Raw genomic sequence first — 24,806 nt, forward strand, 5'->3', positions numbered from 1 at the left:
ATTATGCTGTACATTACGGATTGTGCTGTTACAAGCAGAGAGACAGTTAACGTAAAGTACATAGAATTCAGGAGGAAGAAAAAATGAAGAGAAAATTTATGGCACTTGCACTTGCAGCAGCTATGACAGTTTCTATGACATCCGCTGTTTTTGCAGCAGATGAGATCAAGAGCGCAGATGATCTGGAGGGTAAGAAGATCGGTGTTCAGCTTGGAACAACCGGTGATGCAGACGCTACAGAGGTTAAAGACGCAACAGTAGAGAGATACAACAAAGGTAACGATGCTGTTATGGCTCTGAAACAGGGCAAGGTTGACTGTGTAGTGATCGACAGCGAGCCTGCTAAGAAATTTGTTGAGAAAAATGATGATCTTGAGATCGTTGAGGGCGTTTTTGACAAAGAGGAGTATGCGATCTGTCTTTCCAAAGATAATGCAGACCTTACCAAAGAGTTTAACGAGGCTCTGAAGGAGCTGAAGGATGACGGAACTCTGGATTCCATCAGAGATAACTATATCGGTGATGATGCAGGTAAGACACCATATGAGACTCCTAAGGATGCAGATCACTCCAAGGGAACTCTTACCATGGCAACAAACGCAACCTTCCAGCCATACGAATACTATGACGGAGATAAGATCGTAGGTATTGATGTTGATATCGCTCAGGCTGTCTGCGACAAGCTTGGATATGAGCTGAAGGTCGAGGATATGGAGTTTGATGCGATCGTAAATTCTGTTAAATCCGGAAAAGCTGATTTCGGTGCTGCAGGAATGACAGTAACAGAGGATCGTAAAAAGAGCGTTGATTTCACTGATCCGTACACAACTGCAGAGCAGGTTGTTATTGTAAAGAAATAATTTTGCACAGAGGAATCAGAGGATTCTGAGCGGATAAGCTGAGAAACAGATATTCGTTGCAGGGTTCAGTAGCGAATGATCAGGTTCCGGATATCCGGGTATGTTTTCCGGATTTCGGAACCTGTAGTTTTGGAAAGGGTGGAAATTTTGAGTCTTATTGAACAGTTTCAGTTTAACTTTCTGGACGACAATCGCTGGCAGTTCATTTTGTCCGGTCTGAAAAATACCATCATCATTACTTTTTTTGCTGTACTTCTTGGTATTTTTCTGGGATTTGTCATTGCTATTGTCCGTTCTACACATGATAAGACAGGTAAGCTTAAGATCCTTAATGTGATCTGTCGTGTTTATCTGACTGTGATCCGTGGCACCCCAACGATGGTACAGCTGCTGATCGTATTTTATGTTATTTTTGCAACCATAGATCCGGGTAAGATAGTTGTTGCCATTATCGCCTTTGGTATGAACTCTGCTGCATACGTGGCTGAGATCGTCCGTTCCGGTATCATGTCTATTGATCAGGGACAGTTTGAGGCAGGACGGAGCCTGGGTCTTAACTATACACAGACTATGATCAAGATCATTCTTCCGCAGGCGGTCAAGAACATCCTGCCGGCCCTTGGAAACGAGCTGATCGTACTTTTGAAGGAGACATCCATCAGTGGTTATATCGGACTTATGGATCTGACCCGTGGCGGAGACATTATCCGAAGCCAGACCTACAGTGCACTGTTCCCGCTGCTGGTAGTAGCTGCGATCTATCTTGTGATCGTTTGCTTCCTTACCTATCTGGTAGGAAGACTTGAAAGGAGGCTGAGAACCAATGAGCGTAAGTAATGAAGTGCTTCTGGATGTACAGGGACTTGAAAAGGCCTATGGCGGCAATCAGGTTCTCAACGGGATCACCACACAGATCCGCAGAGGTGAAGTAGTAGCCATTATCGGACCATCCGGCTGTGGTAAATCTACATTCCTCCGTTCCCTGAATCTCCTTGAGGAGCCGACCGGGGGAAAAATCCTCTTTGAGGGAACCGACATCACAGATTCCAAGGTGGATATCAACCGTCATCGTCAGAAGATCGGAATGGTATTCCAGCAGTTTAATCTTTTTCCACATAAGACAGTAAAAGAGAACATTATGCTCGCACCTGTGACTCTGAATCTTATGAGTAAGGAAGAGGCTGAAAAAACGGCACTGGAGCTTCTGGAGCGAGTAGGTCTTCCGGATAAGGCAGATTCCTATCCGGACATGCTTTCCGGCGGTCAGAAGCAGCGTATCGCCATTGCAAGATCTCTTGCCATGAACCCGGACGTGATGCTGTTTGATGAGCCTACATCTGCTCTTGATCCGGAGATGGTAGGAGAGGTCCTGGAACTGATGCAGGAGCTTGCAAGATCCGGCATGACCATGGTTGTGGTAACTCATGAGATGGGCTTTGCCCGCGAGGTGGCAACCAGAGTCCTCTTCATTGATGAAGGAAAGATCCAGGAAGAAAATTCTCCTAAGGAATTCTTTGCAAATCCAAAGAATAAGAGACTTCGAGAGTTTCTTTCAAAGACATTATAAATATAAGAATATTAAAAACGGATGCTTTATCCTCCTGTGGAAATGCTGCAGGAGATAAAGCATCCGTTTTTTATAGTTACAGAATAGTGACGTAGTTATTTCACCGGCTGGTTCAGATCACTGTAGGTTACATCCTCAAAGGGGAGAGAGATGCGTTCTCTTCTGGCAGAGGAAAGGTAGATGCCCTTTACCATTTCAAGGGTTTTTCTGCCTTCCAGTCCGTCGATGGCAACAGGAAGATCCTCACGGACAGAACGGTAGAAGTCACGGATCTGCAGGTGATGGCTGCTTCCCCAGTAATCAGGGCCCACATTTGTGGTCTCATAAGTGTTTCGGATCTCGGCATAGGTGCCGTCCAGCTCGTAATAGCCCATGTCCTGCTTAAGACCCAGGCGTCCTTTTTCTCCGATCAGTTCAATATTGATCGGGGAATCGGCTCCGTAAATGTTGCAGGCATAGAGATTGTAAAGACAGCCGTTTTTAAACATGATAGCAGCGTCTGCGGCATCCTCCACTTTTACAAAATGATGAACATAATTATGAACACTTCCGTCGATCCATTCCACATCGGAATCCAGCATATATCGAACACGATCAATGCTGTGGATCGCCTGGTCGATGAGAACACCGCCGCCCTCTTTGTCCCATGTTCCCTTCCAGTCACTTCCGCTGTAATAGTCGAGCGGACGGTTCCAGGTCAGATAGGAACGTGCGGTAAGGATTTTTCCGAAATCACCCCGCTGGATCATTTCGCGGAGCTTTTCTACACTTTTTGTGTAACGGGTCTGGAAGATAACGCCCAGCTTTACATGAGTTTCTTCGGCGGTACGGATCATTCTGTCTGCATCCTGAAGACAGGTGGCAATGGGCTTTTCGGTAAGGACGTTAATGCCGGCTTTCATGGCTTTGATGGCCATGACCGGGTGCAGGAAATGCGGCAGACAGAGATGTACCACATCAATATCCTTATCCAGGATCTCATCAAAGTCCGTAGTCCAGGAACAGTTAAATTCCTCTGCAAAGGCTTTGGCAAGAGCTGGATCTTTGTCAACGGCATATGCTAATTCTACTTCATCGCTGAGACGATGGAATGCATCCGCATAAGAGACGGAAATACGGCCGCAGCCTACAATAGCAGCTTTCAGTTTTTTCATGGCTTCCTCCTTATATCATCCGATAAAAAAATTCGTCGGATCCTGATTTGTAAAAGAATAGTGGATATCAAAAAAGTATTTCATGGCTCCGTTCAGGAACGAATCACTCTGGAGCTGGGAGTAACGGACAGTCACGTTATCTACCATCCTGCGGAACCCGGTTTTTTTCAGGTCTTCCCGTACTTCATTGAGAAAATATTCGCCAAGATCCGGAATCTTTCCGCCAAGAACGATCAGAGATGGATTTACGGTACTGATCAGATTACTCAGGGCGATGGACAGCTCCCATGCCATCTCCTTTACCATAGCAAGAGCGGTTGGATCGCGGAAGGTGGCAGCCTTTCCCAGATCTGAGAAGGTGATTTCTGAAAGTGCGCTTAAGGATGGAATCTGTCCGAATTCCGGGATCCTGTTTTTCAGAGCCTGCTCCGAGATCATAACTTCCAGACATCCGTGATTTCCGCAGATACATTCCGGACCGTGAGGATCGATGGAATAATGGCCGAACTGGGTAGAGGAACCACTGGCAGTTCCAAGCATGTTTCCTTCTGTGAAAAGGGTGGCACCGATGCCGCGGCCGAAATTGAGAAAAGCAAAATTTTTCTCTTTTATATTGCCATAGACCTTTTCCGCGTAGGAATAGCAGGCGGTATCATTGAGAAGATCAACCGGGTATCCCGGGAATGCAGTCTTCAGAGATTTAATGATCTGAGTGCTTTCCATGGAAGGCAGATTCAGGGTCGTGGAATATACTTCATTGCTGGAGGCGTCGATCATGGCGGACATTACTATGCAGATGCCAAGGATACGGTCAGGAGCACAGTGTTCCAGAATGGATTCCTGGAAACAGGAGCCGGAGCATGCGACATGATTTTCGTCTTCGGAAAGCTTCCGTGATTCATGAAAGACGGAAGTACCGGCAATGTCCACAAGATAAGCTTCGACAGCATTTTCATGCCAGTTCATGACAACAACGTAGTAGCTGTTCATCCGGACCTGAAGGCAGTTCGGCTTACGTCCGATGCTGTCGGATTCTCCGATACCGTTGTCCACAATGAATCCCCGTTCGATCAGTTCATCTACAAGAGTAGATACGGTTGTTTTGCTGAGCTTCGTTTGCTTGGCAAGGTGTGCTCTGGATATTCCGGGACTGGAATAGATGGAAGTATAGAGCCGTTTCATATTCGTGTTCTTAATAACCTGCTGATTAACAAGTTTCATAGTTTCTTTTCATCTCCAATCCTTTAAAAATAAACGGTACCGAAAAATGGTAAAGTCTCCGTACTAAATATATCCTATCATAGATGCAGAAAATAATCAATATGTGGCTGTACAAAGAAAATATTGACTATTTATAGAAGGAAAAATATAAAAATACGACAATTCTAAAATGAAGAGCAATATAATACAGGCATTTTTTCGGAAGACTGGTAAAAAAACGGAGATAAATAGTACAGTGATAGAAATAATTGATTACAAATGTGCAAAATGCACAAAAAATACTCGAGATATTGTTTATTATAGAAGAAATGCACATTGAAAGACGAAAAAACGGGAAAGAATGTTGACAGATACGGCAAAGAATGCTATCCTAAATCCAAGCTAAGAACAGCAAAAAAGAGAGTTTGTAACAAGAAACACAGATGTTTTTGCAAAAAACTTTTATTTTTTGAAATATTAGTTAGGCCACTGGACAAATAAAGAGAGGTAGAGAGATGAGAATAGGCGTGATTGGATGCGGCGGAATGGGAACGACTCATTACTTATCCCTGAAAGTCTTATCAGAAAAAGAGGATGATGTTGAGGTAGTTGCCCTGTCTGACTGCAGAAAAGAATTTCTGGACAAAGCGGCATCATATTTTCCGGAAGCTGCCACATATGAATACGGAATGGAACTGATCGAAAAGGAGCAGCTGGATATTGTACATATCTGTCTTCCAAGCTATCTGCATGCAGAACATGCAGTGAAGGCACTGGAAAAAGGGATGAATGTACTGGTGGAAAAACCGGTATGTCTGACCGAAGAGGATTGCCAGATGCTTCTTGAAGCAGAAAAAAGATCCGGGAAGAAGGTTATGGTAGGACAGGTAGTACGTTCCTTTGAGGAATATAAATATCTGAAGGAAGCTTACGACACAGAAAAATTCGGAAAGCTGAAATCCATTACTATGGAGCGTATCAGCGGAGATGTGAAATGGGGATTTGAGGATTGGTTCCATAATGAAGAAAAGAGTGGTTCCGTTGTGCTGGATCTTCACGTGCATGATCTTGATTTTCTGCGTTATATGCTGGGTGAGCCGGACAGCTTCCAGGTAAAAGCCAGCAGATTTGAAAGTGGCATGATCAATCATATCATCACGGAGTATGAATTCGGAGATGTTTTTGCTACAGCAGAGGGTATTTGGGATGAGTCATCGGCAATGAAGTTCCATGCAGCGTTCCGTGCACATTTTGAGGATGCTACGATAGAATTTAACGGTGCTCAGTCACCGAGCCTGACAGTATATAAGAAAGACGGAACTGTGGAGACGCCAGAGCTCAAAGCTGAATATGAAGGCGAGAGTGATGTGGCGGGAATCAATGTCTCCAATCTGGGACCATATTATACAGAGATCAAATATTTCCAGGAATGCGTCAGAGAAGATAAACCTGTAGAGGTTGCTCCTTTGATCGAAGGAGTAAGATCCGTACAGCTTGGGATTAAAGAGTGGAATGCGGCAAAAGAGTATGTAAACACACACGAAAACAAATAATGAAATTTTCACTGAAAGGCAGTGAGAAAAATAAAAAAAGCTATTCAAAAGGAGGATATGCAAATGAAAAAAAGAGTGATTTCTATTCTGTTATCAGCAGCAATGATCTCATCAATGGTAGTTGCAGGAGGGGTAACTGCACATGCTGAAGAAAATGTAACACTGAATGTATTTGATGCACATGCTTATGGTCTGGAAGAATATGACGAGATGGTAAAAGCCTTCGAGAAATCACATCCGGGTGTGACTGTTGATGTACAGCATGCAGCCAACGATTACGACACACTGCTTCAGTCCAGAGTAAACTCCGGTGATACACCAGACGTATTTGATGCTGAGGCCGGAACAAAAGCGAAAATGTACTATGATTATGCTTACGACTGGAGCAATGATACAGAAGTTCTGGACAAGTTCAATGAGGACGCTGTAAACCTTGGAAAAGATGACGAGGGAAATGTAAAATCTCTTCCATGGACCTATGAGAACATGGGCCTGATCTACAACAAGGACTGCTTTGAGAAAGCTGGTATCGACAAGCTTCCGACAAACATGGATGAGCTGGAAGAGGCATGCAAGAGGCTGAAGGATGCAGGCATCACTCCGTTTGCACTTGCTGCAAAGGAAACATGGGTATTAGGACAGGTTGCAACACATTTCATGATCGACAAAGACAAAACAGCTGCTGAGACAGTAGATGCGATCAAATCCGGTGAGACAGCATTTGCAGATATGCCTAACTGGGAGAACCTTTACAAGTTCCTTGATCTTGCTGTAGAGTATGGTCCGGACAAGCCGCTTGAGGTTGACTGGGAGACATCAGAGAATATGCTTGCAAACGGCGATGCAGCTATGATCCATATGGGTGACTGGTGCCAGTCTACACTGGATTCCTTTAATCCGGATGCAAATCTTGCATTTCTTCCATTCCCGGTAGGCGCCGGTGAAGATGATGCAACTGTATTATCCTCCTGTAACTGGACTTATATTGTAAATAAAGATTCCAAGAATCTGGATCTTGCAAAAGAGTATTGTGAGTTTATCCTTACATCCGAAGAAGGCCAGAAATGGATGGCAGAAGGTGTAGGAGCTGTTCCTGGTGCAAAGTCTGATATGGAAGTGACCGGCGCTCTTGCAAATGATGCCAAGACCTATATCGACGCTGGAAAGACAAACGGCTGGATCCACACGATTGCTCCTGGCAGCTACGCAGATGAGTGTGGTCCGTATCTCCAGTCTTACATGCTTGGAGACATGAGCGCAGATGAAGTAACACAGCTCTTCCAGGATTTCTGGACATCAGCAGAGTAACAAGGAACTCCAGGAGCCGAAGAGAAACAGATTTGTTGATTTTGGGCTGACGGAATGTAACTGACAAAAGAGGGAGACAGGCAGCAGCTTTGCCTGTTTCCCAAATATAAACCAAAGAAAAAATGAATTTCTGGAGGGGATAGGATTGAAAAACAAAAAAACAAAGGATCTGGCAATTTTTGCATTGTTTGTCTTTCCGGCAGTCGTTTTTGTACTGTTTGCCACAGATATTCCATTTGTAATGAATCTGTACTATTCGGTATTTAATTGGAATGGAATCGGCAAGAACATGGAATTTGTAGGACTTGCCAACTATGTGAAGATCTTTACTGCTGACCCGCTTTTCTGGAAAGGTGTCAGATTTACTCTTAAATTTGCAGTATTTTATGTTGTTATCGTAAACATTGTTTCTCTCACAGTCGCTGTCGTAATGGCACGTGAGAACAAAGTGAACAGTCTTGGTCGTGCTTTTTATTATATTCCTTATATCATCAGTCTGACAGCGATCAGTCTGATCTGGAAATTTATCCTGGGACCTGGCTTTGAGGCTCTTTACAGTGTTACAGGATGGGAATTCTTTAACTGGAGCTGGCTTGGAACACCGAAGCTTGCTTTTTATGTAGTTGTTGTCATGGCAGTATGGCAGAATCTTGGTTTTTACATGGTCAATTATATCGCAGGAATCATTGCAGTTCCGGGAGAGCTTCTGGAAGCGGCAAGAATCGACGGAGCAACCTCTTTCCAGGTATTCCGCAAGATCACAATTCCGATGATCATGCCTGCGATCTCGATCTGTATGCTGACATCAATGACATTTGCGTTTAAGTTATTCGATATTATCATGGTATTTACAAAGGGCGGACCTGCGAATTCAACTGTTTCCGTTGCGTATAATATTTATAAGGAAGCTTTTGTTAACAGCAAATATGGTCTTGCTACTGCCAAATCTCTTGTATTTGTAGTATTTGTTCTGATCATTACAGCAATTCAGATGAAGATTACCAAGAGTAAGGAGGTTGAGGCATAATGAAGAAGAAACCAAAGAACCTGCGGCAGGTGAATGCACTGACGATCATTATTTTTGTATGTGCGATCTTCTGGCTGATGCCGCTGGTATTGATCTTTATAAACTCATTTAAACCCTATAATGATATGCTGCAGGACTTTCTGGCTCTGCCCAAGTCATGGAGCCTGAAGATGTATATGGAGACCTGGACGAAATTCGGTTTCCCGTCTCTGATCTTTAATACATTGCTTTATACATTCTGCACTGTCATCCTGGTAGTGCTTATGGCGCCGATGGCAGCCTATAAGCTCGCAAGAACAAAAAGCAGACTTAGCAAAATATGCTTTGTTCTGATCATCATGCCGATGATGGTTCCGTTCCAGTCTTACATGATCACCTTGACAAGACTGGTTTCCAACGTGAAACTGACTGGAACAAGAACCGGATATATTCTGGTAAGTGTGGGCTTATGTATGCCTCTGGCAGTATACATGATCCATGGATTTGTAAAAAATGTTCCTATCGATCTGGAAGAGTGTGCATGTATTGACGGCGCAGGTAAGATCCGCACCTATTTCAGCATTGTACTTCCGCTTCTGAAACCGATCCTCACGACGGTCGTTGTTTTGGATGCACTGGCAACCTGGAATGATATCATCACCAACCAGCTGATCGTTGGCGGAAACACAGTGGCAATGAATATCCAGAATGCACTGTACATGCAGTTTTCCGCACAGACAGCAGACTGGGAGCATGCACTTCCCGGAATCGTAATGTCCATGATACCGAGTCTTATCTTCTTTGTTGTGATGCAGAAGCATATTGTAGGTGGTATTACTGCCGGTGCGGTAAAAGGCTGATCTTGGTGGTATAAGTAGTATAATATGAGATAATACTGGAAGGAGAACAGAACCTATGAAAGTTGGAGTTTTGATCGAATTTACAAGCAATACAGATATTGATGCAAAATTTGCGGAGCTGAAGGAAATGGGTGTGGATAGCTGCCAGCTGGTATGTTGGGATCGTCCAACACTTCAGGACGATGCTATGGCAGAGGCTATTAATAAAGGTCTGGAGAAATACGGGATCCACGCAACCGCATTCTGGTGCGGATGGGAAGGCCGCAGAGTATGGGATTTCTATGAAGGACAGCTGACACTTGGCCTGATTCCGTCTGATTACAGAGTTGAGAGACTGAAGATGCTTATGGAAGGTTCTGACTTTGCGAAAAAGATCCATGTGACAGACCTGGCAACACACGTTGGCTATATGCCGGAAAATCCATACGACCCGAAATACGAGGAAGTATTGGTTGCATGTAAGGCTATTGTGGAAAAATGTAAGGAAAATGGTCAGAACTTCCTGTTTGAAACAGGACAGGAGACTCCTGTAACATTAAAGCGTGCGATCCAGGATATTGAGAAAGCTGTCGGAAAAGGAAATGTGGGAATTAACCTTGATCCTGCAAACCTGATCATGTACGGAAAGGCAAATCCGGTAGATGCTCTGGAGGTTTTCGGTGAGTATGTCATGGGAATTCACGGAAAAGATGGAAAATATCCAACAGATGGACATCATCTGGGTGATGAGGTTCCCCTTGGCCAGGGTAAAGTAAATTATTCTGCATTTATTGCAAAGCTGAAAGAGATCGGTTATCAGGGAGATATTACCATTGAGCGTGAGATCTCCGGTGAGGAACAGAAAAAAGATATCCGTATGGCCAAGGAGCTTCTGGATAAACTGATCGCAGAATAAGAGCTGAGGAAAAAACTATGATTATTTACGCAGGAAAAGATTATCAGGATGTAAGCAGAAAAGCAGCCAATATCATGTCTGCACAGATTATCATGAAACCGGATGCAGTTCTTGGACTGGCTACCGGTTCCACGCCTGTGGGCATGTATGCACAACTGGTAGAATGGTACAAAAAAGGGGATCTGGATTTTTCCAGGGTGACAAGTGTGAATCTGGATGAGTACAAGGGACTTTCCGGCGACAATGACCAGAGCTACCGCTATTTTATGGATCATAATCTCTTTGACCATGTAAATATTGACAAAGCACGGACCTTTGTGCCTGACGGACTGGAAGAGGATAGCGATAAGGCATGTGCACAGTATAACGAAATCATCCGGCAAACCGGAGGTGTGGATATGCAGCTGCTTGGTATCGGCGGGAACGGACACATCGGCTTCAATGAACCAGGAGATGCCTTTGAAAAAGAAACCCATTGTGTGGATCTGACAGAAAGTACCATCAGGGCCAATTCAAGGTTTTTTGAAAGCATGGATGAGGTCCCGAAACAGGCCTACACTATGGGAATCGGGAATATCATGGCTGCAAAAAAGATCCTTCTTGTGGCAACGGGAACATCCAAGGCAGAAGCCCTGTATAATTCCCTGTACGGACCGATCACACCGAAGGTTCCGGCATCTATCCTGCAGCTTCACCCGGATCTCACGGTTGTGGCAGATGAAGATGCACTGAGTATGATCCGCGAAAAAATAAAATAAAAATCCGGAATACAACTGCCGGATCAAAAAAGGATGGCTTCCGATTCCTACCTGTGCAGGAACGGAAGCCATCCTTTTTCTTTCCGCTGCTCAGTGGATTTCTTCACCGGCAGTTTTTTGTGCGGCTTTTATTTCGTTGTAACAGTATTTGATGATAGATTTTCTGGTTATGATTCCGATGAAGGAGCCCTGGTCATCTACCACCGGTACGAAGTTCTGATTAATGGCGCGATCCAGGAGATCTTCCATATTGGAATCTGCATGGACCGGTTTGTAGGTGGCACGGCGTGGAATCGCCATGATTGGGATTCCCTCTGTTTCCTTGATGTCGTGGATATCTGCACGGCGCATGCCCCAGAGGAGATCTCCCTCTGAGATGGTGCCGAGATATTTGCCGTCCATGGTGAGGATAGGAATGCAGGAGTACTTGCGGTGCTCCATTTTTTCGAGGGTCTGGCGAAGAGTTTCATCCTCAAAGATGTAGGCTACTTCGCTTTTGGGAATCAGAAAAAACAGAATGTTCACGTTATTACCTCATTTCCGCGAAAATTATAAATAAATCTGTAGGCTGTTTTAGAGAAGCTGAAGTCCGTGTGTCTCTGCAGCATCTGTGATCTCCTTCGGCCAGAGAGAGACATGTACTTCTCCGATGTGTGCTTTACGAAGGAAGAACATACAGATCCTGGACTGTCCGATACCACCACCGATGGTGTACGGAAGCTCTTTGTTCAGGATTGCTTTCTGGAATGGAAGCTCTCTTCGGTCATCACAGCCTGCTTCGGTAAGCTGACGGTCAAGTGCGTCCTCGTCAACACGGATTCCCATTGAGGAAAGCTCAAGGGCAATGTCAAGTACCGGATAGTATACGAGGATATCACCGTTCAGTTCCCAGTCATCATAGTCCGGGGCACGTCCGTCGTGGCGTTCGCCGTTGGTGAGGGTTTTGCCGACTTTCATAAGGAAGACAGCGCCCTTTTCACGGGTGATCCGATATTCACGTTCCCTCGGTGTGCAGTCCGGATACATGTCAAGAAGCTCCTGAGTTGTGATAAAGAAGATATCCTTTGGAAGGATCTCCTCGATGTAGTCATACTGTACAGCCATGTATTTCTCAGTTTTACGAAGGACACTGTAAATGGTGCGTACGGTTTCCTTGAGAGTCTCCATGGAACGTTCTTCTTTGGAGATGATCTTTTCCCAGTCCCACTGGTCTACGTAAACAGAGTGGATATTGTCCAGATCTTCATCCCGGCGGATGGCTACCATATCTGTGTAAAGACCTTCTCCGTGAGAAAATCCGTATTTTTTCAGTGCGTAGCGTTTCCATTTGGCAAGGGAGTGTACGATCTCGGCGTTGCTTCCTTCGATAGCCTTGATATCAAAGCTTACCGGGCGCTCTACACCATTAAGGTTGTCATTAAGGCCGGATTCCGGTGCTACAAATGTTGGAGCGGATACTCGAAGAAGGTTCAGCTTCTGGGAGAGTGTCTGCTGGAAGAAATCTTTTACTGTTTTGATCGCAATCTGTGTGTCATGGAGGTTCAGGTCTGCATGATAGGTTGCGGGGATTGTGATTGTATTCATTATCGGCTCCTCCTGATGATTTTTAGGCTTATTGCTCTGTGGGGTATTATAACAGAAAATGGGTGGAGTGGCAATATAATGAGAGGGGAAGTCTTTTGGGGTATCGTAGAAAAATACTGGGTATTAAATGCCTGGTGTGATATACTGAAAAAAGAATGCTTATGTTTACGACGGAAATATAAATATCCGTTTTGACGGATAGAATGGAGGGAGCTTATGGCAGGTCAAAGGTGTCAGGTTTGTGGGGGTAAGGTTGTAAATGGCAGGTGTTCATTATGTGGGATGCCTTACAGAAATGATGAGGTGTTATATCATCTGAATGAGCCCCGGGAGATACATTATAAACATGCTTCCGCCAAAGTGCGGGATATGATGCGGCAGTATGGACAGGATGCTGATCAAACAACACAACATAACGGAAACGTAAACCGGAATACGAATGCAAACCGGAATACGAACGCAAACCGGAATACGAATGCAAGCCGCAATACCGATTTGAATCGGAATCTAACCGGAAGCCGGAATACAGGTGCAGCAGCCGGACGTAAGACTGCAGCGGCAGTTAATACCAGGAATAAAACAACGGTGGGCAGAAATCGTGCAGAAGTTTTAGATCAGGGAAAAAAACAGCAAAAAAAAGATCAGAAAAGCAGTGGGGCAGGCTGGATCATATGGTTTATAGTGACACTGGCCATTCTGCTTCCGAAATTATGGGATTTTCTTACAGACTGGATCGGAACGAATTTGTGAGAATATTTCTGCAGTGAGATCAGGCAGTACTAAGTGTCTGTATTTTCGTGTATACAGAAATATCCCTTTTCTTTTCTCCTCAGCTGTGTTATACTCATGCCTAGCACAACATATAGATGAAAAACAATATATAGAGGATATAGGTACTATATATAGTATTTTGCATAGCGACTTATATATAGCACAGGGAGGGATGAGCAATGTTATATGTGATCAAGAAAGACGGGACAAGAGAGGAGTTTAATCCGCAGAAGATCGTGGCTGCCGTGAACAAATCCGCAGAGCGTATTCTTTATACTTTTTCAGACGAGGAGAAGGATTTTATCTGCCGTTTTGCCCAGGAGCATGCGGATTCCCTTGGAAAGAATGAGATCGAGATCCAGGAGATGCACAACATCGTGGAGGGGGCTCTGGAGCGTGTGAATCCGGCAGTTGCCAAGAGCTACCGTGATTATCGGAATTACAAGCTGGATTTTATCCATATGATGGATGATGTCTATACCAAGAGTCAGGCGATCCGTTATATCGGTGATAAAAGTAATGCCAATACAGACAGCGCCCTTGTTGCCACGAAACGAAGCCTGATCTTTAATGAGCTGAACAAGGAACTCTATCGGAAGTTTTTTATGAACCGTAATGAGCTTCAGGCATGTAAGGACGGCTACATTTATATTCATGACCAGTCTGCACGTCTGGATACCATGAATTGCTGTCTGTTCGATGTGGCAGCTGTTTTAAGTGGCGGTTTTGAGATGGGAAATGTCTGGTATAACGAGCCGAAGACTCTGGATACAGCCTTTGATGTTATGGGGGATATCATTCTCAGTACAGCAGCACAGCAGTATGGTGGCTTTACAGTGCCGGAGGTTGATAAGATCCTGGCACCGTATGCAAAGAAGAGCTATGATAAATATATTTCCGAATTTATGAAATACTCGGACGAGAGCTGGAGTGGCCGTGAGGAGAGAGCTATTGAGTATGCTCTTGATAAGGTCCGCAGGGATTATGACCAGGGCTGGCAGGGAATTGAGTACAAGCTGAATACCGTCGGTTCTTCCAGAGGTGATTATCCGTTTGTTACGGTGACACTTGGTCTCGGAACCGAGCAGTTTGAGAAGATGTGTACGATTTCCCTTCTTGAGGTCCATCAGGGAGGACAGGGTAAGGCCGGACACAAGAAACCGGTACTTTTCCCGAAGATCGTATTCCTTTATGACAAAGAGATCCATGGTCCAGGAAAGTGCTGTGAGGATATTTTTGAGGCTGGTGTGGAGTGTTCCTCCAAAACCATGTATCCGGACTGGCTGTCTATGTCCGGCGCAGGCTATATTTCCAGTATGTACAGGAAATACAAGAAGGTCATCAGCCCGATGGGATGCCGTGCTTTCTTAAGTCCGTGGTATGAGCGTGGCGGTATGGAGCCGGCGGATGAGAATGATACGCCTGTTTTTGTGGGACGTTTTAACATTGGTGCGGTAAGCCTTCATCTTCCGATGATCCTTGCAAAGGCCAGAGCGGAGAGCAGAGATTTCTATGAGGTTCTGGATTTCTATCTGGAAATGATCCGTAACCTGCACATCCGCACTTACGAATATCTGGGACAGATGCGTGCATCCACCAACCCGCTTGCATACTGTGAAGGCGGTTTCTACGGCGGACATCTGAAACCGAATGAAAAGATTGGCAAGATTCTGAAGCCTATGACAGCTTCCTTCGGTATCACAGCGTTAAATGAGCTTCAGGAACTTTACAATGGCAAATCCATTGCCGAGGATGGGGCGTTTGCTCTGGAGGTCCTGAAATATATCAATGACAAGGTAAATCAGTACAAGAAGGAAGATGGTTATCTTTATGCGATCTACGGAACACCGGCAGAGAGTCTTTGTGGCCTGCAGGTAGAGCAGTTCCGTAAGATGTATGGAATCATTGAGGGCGTTTCTGACAGACCATATGTGAGCAACAGCTTCCACTGCCATGTAACAGAGGATGTAACTCCGATCGAGAAACAGGATCTGGAGGGACGTTTCTGGGAGCTCTGCAATGGCGGTAAGATTCAGTATGTACGTTATCCGATCGGCTACAATAAGGAAGCTATCCGTACACTGATCCGCAGAGCCATGGATCTGGGATATTATGAAGGAGTGAACCTTTCTCTTGCATACTGTGACGATTGTGGTCATGAGGAACTGGAGATGGATGTATGCCCTGTCTGCGGTTCCAGAAACCTGACCAAGATCGACCGTATGAACGGATATCTTTCCTACAGCCGTGTCCATGGAGATACCCGCCTGAATGAGGCGAAGATGGCTGAGATCGCTGAGCGAAAATCTATGTAGATACTGGCTGCCTGATCAACTGTGGAACAGTGATCGGATGTGGAGCCAGACAGTATAAAAAATATCCCGCAGAGCTGCCGGTAAGACCAGCAGCCGTCTGCGGGATATTTTTATGTAAAGTGAAGTTTTATAGTTCACTTTGTATTCTGAGTCCGTAAAATGATCATTTAATGATAGTTCCGGTCTTCTCACGGTAGCCGTCTTTTGCATGGGCCATGTCTGTGATGATGGTACGGCGTCCGGTTCCCTTCTCCACGAAGGAAACACCTGCTTCGATCTTAGGAAGCATGGAGCCTGCCGCAAACTGTTTGCCGGCAATATATTTCTTGGCATCTTCTGTGGAAATAGTATCCAGATAAGATTCGTGATCCGTATTATGGTCAAGGCTTACTTTCTCGACGCTTGTAAGGATCATCAGAGTGTCAGCGTTCAGTTCTTCTGCAAGAAGTCCTGCTGCCAGGTCTTTCTCGATGATGGCGCTGGCACCATTCAGCTGAGTTCCCTGCTCAAGAACCGGGATTCCGCCGCCGCCTGCGGCAATGACGATCTGCTCTGCTGCAGAGAGGACCTTTACGGTTTCAATCTCTACGATCTTCTGTGGCTTCGGTGCTGCAAGGATACGTCTGTACTGGCCCTCGCCCACCTTTGTGACAAAGTTTCCTTTTTCTTCTTCAGCCTCGGCCTCTTCTGCGTTAAGAACACGTCCAATGATCTTCTCCGGCTCTGCAAATGCTTCATCGTATGGATCGATGACAACCTGTGTCAGAACTGTGCTGACCGGTTTGTAGATCCCTCTGGAGATAAGCTCAGCACGGATGGCGTTCTGAAGGTCATAGCCGATATAACCCTGGCTCATGGCGGAACATACGGACATTGGTGCAAATGTATAATCAGGATGTGCCTTACCGAATTCATTCATTGCGGTGTGGATCATCCCTACCTGCGGACCGTTGCTGTGGGAGATCACTACGCGGGTTCCCTCCTCTACCAGATCTGCGATTACCTTCGCTGCGAGTTTTGTAGCTGTTTTTTGCTCTGGAAGTGTGGTGCCAAGTGCTCGGTGGCCTAATGCAACTACTACGGTTTTTTCGCTCATAGGAAATACCTCGTTTCTCTTAAAAATTGGAATGAAATCAGTTACTGTATTCAGTAACGAGTACATCGAAAACGATGCACGAGTATTATATTTTATTATAAAAGACCTATGTGGGAAATGCAATAGAAAATCGAGTGTTTTCCGAGACAGGAAAAACCGCCTGATCCAGTCAGACGGTTTGATTCCTACTATTTTTTGAGGGGGGAGATAGAGAGTGGTTTTTCATCTATCCAACACCTATTATATAGAGAAAATATGTTTAAAATATGTCGTTAATCTAAAAGAAATGGAAAATTTATAAAGAAAGTTTAAACAAACTTTATAATTTTTATATCCGGTTGCGCATGGTTTGAAAATGTGATACATTGAAAAAGTCTTGATCCTGCATTCTGCGGGATCTGTTCACGCATCGTTTCGATGCAAAAATCCATTTTATTTTATCGAAAAAAATATTGATCATGCACCATTTGCCGGGGAGGGATGCCTTTGTCTGTGGAAAAGTAAGCTTCTGTAAAAAAAACATGTGTATAAGAAATGCCAGATCAGGCAGAAATGAGGAAGAGCCATGAAAAACAGAATATGGAAACAGATGAAGAAAGCCGGAATTGTGACAGTGCTGGCAGGAGCCATGCTGGGAGGAACAATAGAACCGGAGCTGACTCTGGGAGCAGATTTTTTGCCGGGACAGGCACCGTTTATCGATCAGAGTGTGTTCTGGAAAGACATAGAATCCGGACAGGCGGAGCTTGGGATCCGGATTCGCGGCCTGAATGAATGGCTGTCCGGGAGAAGGTTTTCGGAGGATAAGGAGAAAAATGAGAAGTGGGACGATGAACTTCAGAAGATTGAAGATCCATCGGTGGAACAGGAAGAAGAGATAGAGCAGGAACTGCCAGAGGATGATTGGCAGCAGGAAAAGGAGCCAGAGCAGGAGCTGCCGGAGGATGATTGGCAGCAGGAAGAAGAGCCAGAACAGGAACTTTCAAAGGATGAGGATGACTTGCAGCAGGAAGAGAAGGCAGAACAGGAATTGCCGGTGGATAAGGTTGTGGAAGGAATCGGAATAGAAATGGAGGAAGGATATGAGCACGTGGAGCAGCTGGCATCCGGGGAAACAGTACAGCCGGAGGATGAAGAGCAGGAGAAAACGGGTCCGCTCACACCGGAAGGAACGTCGACCGGAGGGGAAAATGTAGGGAATGAAGAGGAAGGTGAGTTTGAGGAGACGCAAAAGCTGACGCTGGTCACGTATATTTCGGAGTATTTTGTTCCGGAAACGGATTCTGTCCCGAAAAATATGGCTGCACAGCAGATTTCTGTAAGGAGCCAGAGCGGTGAAGCTACAGAGATCACAAAGCTGGAAAGCGTGCTGAACGTGGAGCAGAACGGGCAGGATGAGATCTTTTTCCGTATCCCGCTGATCTTGCGTCAGGAATACCGTTTTCCGGCAGAGAAAAGCAGTTATCCTGTGACTCAGGAGGAACCGCTTCAGAAGGACTGTACCGGTGCGGGAACCTTTCTCATGACAGAAGAAAATGGGGAAGAGCTGGTGATCGCAGAGGGAATCTCGCCTATGCTGGACGTGGAGGCTGCTGAGGCTGATATGGAATTGTCGGTAATTGCACAGAATGAAAAAATGAAAGCAGGGCAGACCATCCGTTATCAGGTAGAGATAGCCAATACCGGAAAGCTGGATCTTGCAGATATCCGTCTGACCAGCAGCCTTTCCTGTCCTAAGATCCGGCAGCTGTGGGAAGATGCAGAAGGCCTTCTGACAGAAGGGGCTGTGGCGGAATTTGCAGAATTAAAAGCCGGAGAGAGCAGGAGCTTTTATGTACAGGCGCCGCTTCTGGATGAACAGGAAAAAGATCTGGAGCACCAGGTGGAAGCAGAGGCCAGGGTGAAGGACAGAGCGGATGAAGTGATCCGGAAGAACGCCTCCACTATAAATGGTCTGGAGGCACTGAAGGCGGATCTTTCTGTAAAGAAAACTGCAGACAAAGAAACCGCTGCACCGGGTGAGACTGTGACCTATCAGATCTGTATCGTGAATACCGGTGAAAAAACGCTTCATTCGGTTGTGGGAACGGAGCGCTTTCAGGCAGCAGGGATCCATGCACAGTTTCTGGAGCAGGAAGGTGTAACGCTCAACAGCAGCCGTACAAAGGCAATGATCCAACAGATCCCGCCGGGAGAGGCAGTTTCTCTTCAGGCTGTGGTGAAGATCCCGGGAAAAACAGCGGATCAGAAGCTTTTTAACCAGGTGACGGTCACAAGCCAGGAAACCGGAGAGCGATTGATGGAGGCCTCCGCTTCTGTCATGGTAAAAGGAGAGGTGGCTATTACGCCGGAAGAAGGGCTGCCTTTGCAGGGAGATGACCAGGGTCCGGCTTCCGGTCAGATACAGATGGCAAGAACTGCGTCCACACATCCGAAGACCGGAGATGATACCAGGAGGGATTTGTGGACGCTTCTGGCAGTGACAGCTTTGGTGACTGGGCTGGGCAGCATCTGGCTCCGGAAAAAATATGCGGATATTTATGGAAAAAGCTGATGTTACTGAGAACGGAGTGAGCAGTAACAAGCTGATATTTTACAAGGCGGCCGTACCTCAAAGAAACGTTGAAAACAGGGGGGAGGTGTGCTATTCTATATGGTATGTACAGAAAATAAGAACAGTATATTTCCCGCCTCCGGTGTGCTGCCCGTCAGACCGGAAAAAGGGAAGATGGAGGAGAAAAATGAATCTTTTATCCTTATTGGAACATCTTGAATACAAATGCCTTCAGGGAAGTACAGAGCAGGAGGTTTCTTCTGTTGTATATGATTCCCGCAAAGTAGAAGAAGGGAGCCTTTTTATCTGCATCAGAGGTGCGGTCGTGGATGGACATAAATTTATACCTGATGTTGTGGCAAAGGGTGCGAAGACACTCATCGTGGAAGAAGCGGTGGAGGCACCGGAGGAGGTGACAGTGATTCAGGTAGAGGATACCCGTTACGCCATGGCCTTTATTTCAGCAGCATGGTTCGGACATCCGGCAGAAAAGCTCAAAACCATCGGTATCACTGGAACCAAAGGAAAAACAACTACAACCTATATGGTGAAATCGATCCTTGAGAATGCCGGATATAAGGTTGGTCTGATCGGAACCATCGAGGCTGTTATCGGGGAGAAGCATATCCCGGCAGCCAACACGACACCGGAATCCTATATGGTACAGAAATATTTTCACGATATGGTAGAAGCAGGCTGCGATGCGGTCGTTATGGAGGTTTCCTCACAGGGACTGATGCTTCACAGGACCCAGGGATTTGTGTTTGATTTTGGAATTTTCACAAATATTGAACCAGATCATATCGGACCGAATGAGCACAAGGACTTTGATGATTATCTGCATTGCAAATCCATGCTTCTCAGACAATGTAAGGTTGGTATCGTAAATCGTGACGATGAACACTTTGACCGCATTATCGAAGGCCACACCTGTAAACTTGAAACCTATGGATTTTCCGAAAAAGCAGATCTCCGTGCAGAGGACGCCAGACTCGTTGGAAGAAAGGGCTATCTGGGAATTTCCTATCATGTTAAGGGACTTATGGATTTTCCTGTGGAGATCGATATTCCAGGTAAGTTCAGCATTTACAATTCTCTGACTGCCATTGCCATCTGCCGTCATTTTAAGGTATCCGAGGAGAATATCATCAAAGCTCTGAAGGTGGCCAGGGTCAAAGGCCGTATTGAGATGATCAAGGTATCTGACGAATTCACACTGATGATCGATTACGCACATAATGCCATGGCGCTGGAGAGCCTTCTCGGAACACTGAAGGAATATGATCCGCACAGACTGGTATGCCTGTTTGGCTGTGGCGGAAACCGTTCCAAGCTGCGCCGTTATGAGATGGGTGAGGTTTCAGGAAAGATGGCAGATCTGACCATCATTACTTCAGATAATCCGCGAGATGAGGATCCACAGGCCATCATCGATGATATTAAGATCGGAATGGCAAAAACAGATGGAAAATATGTAGAGATCCCGGATCGTAAAGAGGCGATCGCCTACGCGATCCATCATGGTGAGCCGGGAGATATCATCGTCCTTGCCGGAAAGGGCCATGAGGATTATCAGGAGATCAAGGGTAAGAAATATCCCATGGATGAGCGTGTACTGATCCGGGAGATCCTGGAAGAAGATCAGAAAGCGTAAATGGATGATCTATGCAGATGTGATCATTGACATTTCTCATGAAAAGCTGGACCGGGATTTTCAGTATCGTGTACCTGAGGAGCTGGTGCAGGCAATAAAACCCGGAGTTGTGGTCACAGTGCCCTTCGGAAAGGGAAATACCCTTCGGAAAGGCTATGTGACCGGGATCTCCGGAACGGCAAAATATGATGCGTCAAAGCTCAAGGAGATCCGGGGAGTGTCCACAGACAGTGAGACAACAGAATCCCGGCTGATCGCACTTGCGGCCTGGATGAAGGAGACCTATGGCTCCACCATGATCCAGGCACTGAAAACAGTTCTGCCTGTAAAAGACAAGGTCCGTGCAAAAGAGAAAAGACTGATCCTTTTTACAGGGAAAAAGGAAGAGGGGCAGGCACTTCTTGGCAAGCTGGAAGGCAGCCGCTTTAAAGCACGTGAGCGGTTCCTTCGGGCAATCCTGGAGGCCGGGAGCCTGGATTATACCTATGCCTCCAAAGAGCTTGGAGCCGGCATTTCCGTTCTTGATTTTTTTGAGAAAAAAGGTCTGATAACTATTGAAAGTCAGGAAATGTATCGTATTCCCGAGGGGCTCGGCCTGGTGAAGGAGAACATGGAGCTGAGTCTGAACCAGGAACAGCTTTTGGCGGCAGAGCAGATCTTTCGGGAATGGCAGGAGCCGGACCCAAGGCCTGCACTTCTTTTCGGAGTGACCGGAAGCGGAAAGACCCAGGTTTATATGCGCCTGATCCAGAAGGTACTGGAGGAGGGAAAACAGGCGATCGTGCTGATCCCTGAGATCGCGCTTACTTATCAGACAGTCAGGCGCTTTTATGCCATGTTCGGAGATAAGGTTTCGGTTCTGAATTCCAGACTTTCCCAGGGAGAACGTTATGATCAGTTCAAAAGAGCAAAACGTGGTGAGATCCAGGTGATGGTAGGACCCAGATCCGCACTGTTCACACCGTTTTCAGATCTGGGACTGATCGTTATCGACGAAGAGCATGAACCCACCTACAAAAGTGAGAATACGCCAAGGTACCATGCACGTGAGACTGCCATTGAGAGGGCACGAATGGAACATGCCCGTGTGGTCATGGGATCAGCCACTCCGTCATTGGAAGCCTACAGTCATGCCTGTGACGGAGAATATCTTCTGGTAAAGTTAAACGCACGTTATGAGGAAAGGCCTCTTCCACAGGTATCGATCGTGGATCTTCGGGAAGAATTAAAGAAAGGAAACCGCTCGGTACTGAGTCTGGAGCTGAAGAGGGATCTGGAGCAGGTCCTTGAAAGAAGAGAACAGGCCATGCTGTTTCTGAACCGGAGAGGATATGCGGGCTTTGTTTCCTGCAGAGCCTGCGGTCATGTTATGAAATGTCCCCACTGTGATGTATCTCTAAGTGAACACAATGGCAATCGTCTGATCTGTCATTATTGCGGCTATGAGACTGTGAAACCGGAAATCTGTCCGTCCTGTGGTTCACCGCACATTGGTGGATTTAAGGCAGGAACCCAGCAGATCGAGAAGGTCATTGAAAAAGAATTCCCGAAAGCTAGGGTACTTCGAATGGATTTTGATACCACAAGGACCAAGGACAGCTATGAGAAGATCCTGGCTTCTTTTGCAAAGCATGAGGCAGATATTCTGGTGGGGACCCAGATGATCGTCAAGGGACATGATTTTCCGAATGTGACTCTGGTAGGAGTGATCGCAGCAGATCTTTCGCTGAATATGGATGACTATCACTGCGGGGAGCGTACATTCCAGCTTCTGACTCAGGCAGTTGGACGTTCCGGCAGAGGGAATCGGCCGGGGCAGGCGGTGATCCAGACATATCAGCCGGAGCATTACAGTATCCAGGCTGCGGCTATTCAGGATTATAAGAAATTTTATAAAGAAGAAATGGGGTATCGGATGCTTCTGGACTATCCGCCGGCAGCCCATATGATGACTGTTTTTGGCGCCTGCCAGGATGAAGAACTTCTGAAAAATGCCATGTATTATATAGAAGTTTTTATCCGCAGGGTAAGTCCGAAGGAAGAGCTTCACATGATCGGACCTGCAGCTGCATCGGTAGGTAAGGTAAAGGATGTTTATCGTCAGGTGATCCATCTGAAGCACAGGGATATCTGCTTTCTCACAGCAGTCAGAGAGAAGCTGGAGAAATATATAGAGATAAATTCCGGATTCCGGAAAATATACATTCAATTTGATATGAATTAAAGGAGAAGAAAAATGGCACTTAGAACAATCCGTGTACAGGGGGATTCTGTACTGACAAAAAAATCCCGGACAGTAGACAAAATGACACCGAGGATCGGGGAACTGATCACAGATATGCTGGATACCATGTATGATGCAATGGGTGTTGGCCTCGCTGCACCACAGGTAGGAATCCTGAAACGTATCGTTGTCATCGACGTAGGTGAGGGCCCGATCGTGCTGATCAATCCGGAGATCCTTGAGACAAGCGGCGAGCAGACCGGTGACGAGGGATGTCTGAGCGTTCCGGGAATGGCAGGACAGGTAACACGTCCGAACTATGTGAAGGTAAAAGCACTTGATGTAAATATGGACGAACAGATCTACGAGGGAGAGGGCCTTCTGGCAAGAGCGTTCTGTCATGAGATTGACCATCTGGATGGAAAAATGTATACAGAACTTGTGGAGGGAGAACTTCACAAGGTAACTTATGATGAAGAAGACTAAAGGCGGGATACTATGAAGATTATTTATATGGGAACTCCGGACTTTGCGGTGGCGCCTCTTGCAGCACTGGTAGAGAACGGATATGAAGTGGAGGCTGTGATCACACAGCCGGACAAACCGAAGGGCAGAGGCAAAACTATGATGCCTACTCCTGTAAAAGAAGAAGCACTGAAACACGGGATCCCGGTACTGCAGCCGGTGAAGGTAAGAGATCCTGAATTTGTGGAAGAACTGAAAAATCTTGCACCGGACATCATCATTGTTGCGGCATTCGGGCAGATCATTCCAAAGAGCATCCTGGATATGCCGAGATTCGGATGTATCAATATCCATGCGTCTCTGCTTCCTAAATATCGTGGAGCTGCACCGATCCAGCAGGCGGTGATCGACGGTGAAAAAGAATCCGGCGTTACTATTATGCAGATGGGAACCGGTCTGGATACCGGTGATATGATTTCCAGGATCGTGGTTCCGCTTGCCAAAGATGAGACAGGTGGAAGCTTGTTTGATAAGCTCGCACAGGCAGGTGCAGAGCTTCTGGTACAGACTTTACCGTCCATTTTTGACGGAACTGCAACCCGCGAGAAACAGCCGGAGGAGAGTCCGACACCATATGCTGCCATGATCTCCAAAAAAATGGGACTTCTGGACTTCAGCAAAAATGCGGAAGAACTGGAGCGTCTGGTAAGAGGCCTTGATCCATGGCCAAGCGCTTTTACCTTTATCAATGGAAAAACATTGAAGGTCTGGAAGAGCTCTGTTCTGGAAAAACAGGCACAGGAAGCACCTGGAACTGTGATAGCCGCTGACAAAGGAGGAATCCAGGTGGCATGCGGCCAGAAGGTACTCGTGCTCCATGAAGTGCAGCTGGAAGGCAAAAAACGCATGGAAGCGGATGCGTTCCTCCGGGGATATCAGTTGAAACCAGGAGACATGTTCAGAGATTCCAGGGAGTGATGAG

Annotated in this window: 21 protein-coding genes; 16 read left to right on the forward strand and 5 right to left on the reverse strand. The window is 46.1% G+C overall.

What is annotated here, in order from left to right; translation table 11 throughout:
* The first annotated feature begins 83 nt into the window (after positions 1-83).
* The 3 genes from LKD46_RS11150 to LKD46_RS11160 all read left to right on the forward strand — a co-directional run bounded on the left by LKD46_RS11150 (position 84) and on the right by LKD46_RS11160 (position 2,427).
* Positions 84-860 carry a transporter substrate-binding domain-containing protein gene (locus LKD46_RS11150; protein ID WP_118368815.1) on the forward strand — a complete coding sequence of 259 codons (777 nt, stop codon included), beginning with the start codon at positions 84-86 and terminating at the stop codon, positions 858-860.
* Positions 861-1,004: 144 nt separating this feature from the next.
* A complete protein-coding gene (locus LKD46_RS11155; protein WP_059086976.1) occupies positions 1,005-1,697 on the forward strand; it encodes an amino acid ABC transporter permease in 693 nt (230 codons plus the stop codon).
* Entirely contained in the window at positions 1,684-2,427 is a 744-nt protein-coding gene (locus LKD46_RS11160; protein WP_021651603.1) for an amino acid ABC transporter ATP-binding protein, read from the forward strand. The genes LKD46_RS11155 and LKD46_RS11160 overlap by 14 nt, the downstream gene beginning before the upstream one ends.
* A gap of 95 nt (positions 2,428-2,522) precedes the next feature.
* Here LKD46_RS11160 and LKD46_RS11165 read toward each other — a convergent pair whose 3' ends face one another.
* On the reverse strand, positions 2,523-3,581 hold the full coding sequence (locus LKD46_RS11165; RefSeq protein WP_022426867.1) for a Gfo/Idh/MocA family protein: 1,059 nt from the start codon (positions 3,579-3,581) through the stop codon (positions 2,523-2,525).
* A 15-nt stretch (positions 3,582-3,596) separates the two neighbouring features.
* A complete protein-coding gene (locus tag LKD46_RS11170; RefSeq protein ID WP_227574154.1) occupies positions 3,597-4,802 on the reverse strand; it encodes an ROK family transcriptional regulator in 1,206 nt (401 codons plus the stop codon).
* Positions 4,803-5,296: 494 nt separating this feature from the next.
* On the opposite strand from LKD46_RS11170, the gene LKD46_RS11175 reads away from it, so the two are divergent.
* The 6 genes from LKD46_RS11175 to nagB all read left to right on the forward strand — a co-directional run bounded on the left by LKD46_RS11175 (position 5,297) and on the right by nagB (position 11,161).
* Positions 5,297-6,334: a Gfo/Idh/MocA family protein gene (locus LKD46_RS11175; RefSeq protein ID WP_022426869.1), complete on the forward strand. Its 1,038-nt coding sequence runs from the start codon at positions 5,297-5,299 to the stop codon at positions 6,332-6,334.
* Positions 6,335-6,397: 63 nt separating this feature from the next.
* Positions 6,398-7,642, forward strand: coding sequence for an ABC transporter substrate-binding protein (locus LKD46_RS11180; protein ID WP_227574155.1), 1,245 nt, complete (start codon positions 6,398-6,400; stop codon positions 7,640-7,642).
* 145 nt (positions 7,643-7,787) lie between these two features.
* On the forward strand, positions 7,788-8,669 hold the full coding sequence (locus LKD46_RS11185) for a carbohydrate ABC transporter permease (protein WP_022426871.1): 882 nt from the start codon (positions 7,788-7,790) through the stop codon (positions 8,667-8,669).
* Entirely contained in the window at positions 8,669-9,508 is an 840-nt protein-coding gene (locus LKD46_RS11190) for a carbohydrate ABC transporter permease (RefSeq protein WP_022426872.1), read from the forward strand. Before LKD46_RS11185 ends, LKD46_RS11190 begins: the two co-directional genes overlap by 1 nt.
* A 55-nt stretch (positions 9,509-9,563) precedes the next feature.
* Positions 9,564-10,403: a sugar phosphate isomerase/epimerase family protein gene (locus LKD46_RS11195; protein WP_022426873.1), complete on the forward strand. Its 840-nt coding sequence runs from the start codon at positions 9,564-9,566 to the stop codon at positions 10,401-10,403.
* Positions 10,404-10,420: 17 nt separating this feature from the next.
* Positions 10,421-11,161 carry a glucosamine-6-phosphate deaminase gene (gene nagB / locus LKD46_RS11200; RefSeq protein ID WP_022426874.1) on the forward strand — a complete coding sequence of 247 codons (741 nt, stop codon included), beginning with the start codon at positions 10,421-10,423 and terminating at the stop codon, positions 11,159-11,161.
* Positions 11,162-11,251: 90 nt separating this feature from the next.
* Here nagB and LKD46_RS11205 read toward each other — a convergent pair whose 3' ends face one another.
* The gene (locus LKD46_RS11205) at positions 11,252-11,686 is read right to left on the reverse strand and encodes a CBS domain-containing protein (RefSeq protein ID WP_021651604.1); all 435 of its coding nucleotides are present in this window, start codon (positions 11,684-11,686) and stop codon (positions 11,252-11,254) included.
* Positions 11,687-11,734: 48 nt separating this feature from the next.
* The gene (gene asnA, locus LKD46_RS11210) at positions 11,735-12,745 is read right to left on the reverse strand and encodes an aspartate--ammonia ligase (protein ID WP_022426875.1); all 1,011 of its coding nucleotides are present in this window, start codon (positions 12,743-12,745) and stop codon (positions 11,735-11,737) included.
* Positions 12,746-12,961: 216 nt separating this feature from the next.
* On the opposite strand from asnA, the gene LKD46_RS11215 reads away from it, so the two are divergent.
* The gene (locus LKD46_RS11215; RefSeq protein ID WP_022426876.1) at positions 12,962-13,495 is read left to right on the forward strand and encodes a hypothetical protein; all 534 of its coding nucleotides are present in this window, start codon (positions 12,962-12,964) and stop codon (positions 13,493-13,495) included.
* A 200-nt stretch (positions 13,496-13,695) separates the two neighbouring features.
* Complete coding sequence (gene nrdD, locus LKD46_RS11220; RefSeq protein WP_015526126.1) at positions 13,696-15,831, forward strand: anaerobic ribonucleoside-triphosphate reductase; 2,136 nt, start codon at positions 13,696-13,698, stop codon at positions 15,829-15,831.
* A gap of 163 nt (positions 15,832-15,994) precedes the next feature.
* Here the strand turns inward: nrdD and arcC are convergent, their stop codons facing one another.
* Complete coding sequence (gene arcC / locus LKD46_RS11225) at positions 15,995-16,927, reverse strand: carbamate kinase (RefSeq protein WP_015526125.1); 933 nt, start codon at positions 16,925-16,927, stop codon at positions 15,995-15,997.
* 565 nt (positions 16,928-17,492) lie between these two features.
* Between arcC and LKD46_RS11230 the strand changes: the two genes are divergently transcribed.
* The 5 genes from LKD46_RS11230 (at position 17,493) to fmt (ending at position 24,802) form a co-directional block, all read left to right on the forward strand.
* On the forward strand, positions 17,493-19,481 hold the full coding sequence (locus LKD46_RS11230; RefSeq protein ID WP_186582424.1) for a COG1361 family protein: 1,989 nt from the start codon (positions 17,493-17,495) through the stop codon (positions 19,479-19,481).
* Between the two features lie 187 nt (positions 19,482-19,668).
* Entirely contained in the window at positions 19,669-21,135 is a 1,467-nt protein-coding gene (locus LKD46_RS11235) for a UDP-N-acetylmuramoyl-L-alanyl-D-glutamate--2,6-diaminopimelate ligase (RefSeq protein ID WP_186582423.1), read from the forward strand.
* A gap of 4 nt (positions 21,136-21,139) precedes the next feature.
* A complete protein-coding gene (gene priA, locus LKD46_RS11240) occupies positions 21,140-23,359 on the forward strand; it encodes a replication restart helicase PriA (RefSeq protein WP_114002105.1) in 2,220 nt (739 codons plus the stop codon).
* A gap of 12 nt (positions 23,360-23,371) precedes the next feature.
* Positions 23,372-23,845 (forward strand): peptide deformylase, encoded by a 474-nt coding sequence (def, locus tag LKD46_RS11245; protein ID WP_022426881.1) that lies wholly within the window; start codon positions 23,372-23,374, stop codon positions 23,843-23,845.
* Positions 23,846-23,857: 12 nt separating this feature from the next.
* Positions 23,858-24,802, forward strand: coding sequence for a methionyl-tRNA formyltransferase (fmt, locus tag LKD46_RS11250; RefSeq protein WP_022426882.1), 945 nt, complete (start codon positions 23,858-23,860; stop codon positions 24,800-24,802).
* Positions 24,803-24,806: the final 4 nt, after the last annotated feature.

This window comes from Blautia fusiformis, from assembly GCF_020686995.1.
Classification (GTDB): Bacteria; Bacillota; Clostridia; order Lachnospirales; family Lachnospiraceae; genus Blautia_A; species Blautia_A fusiformis.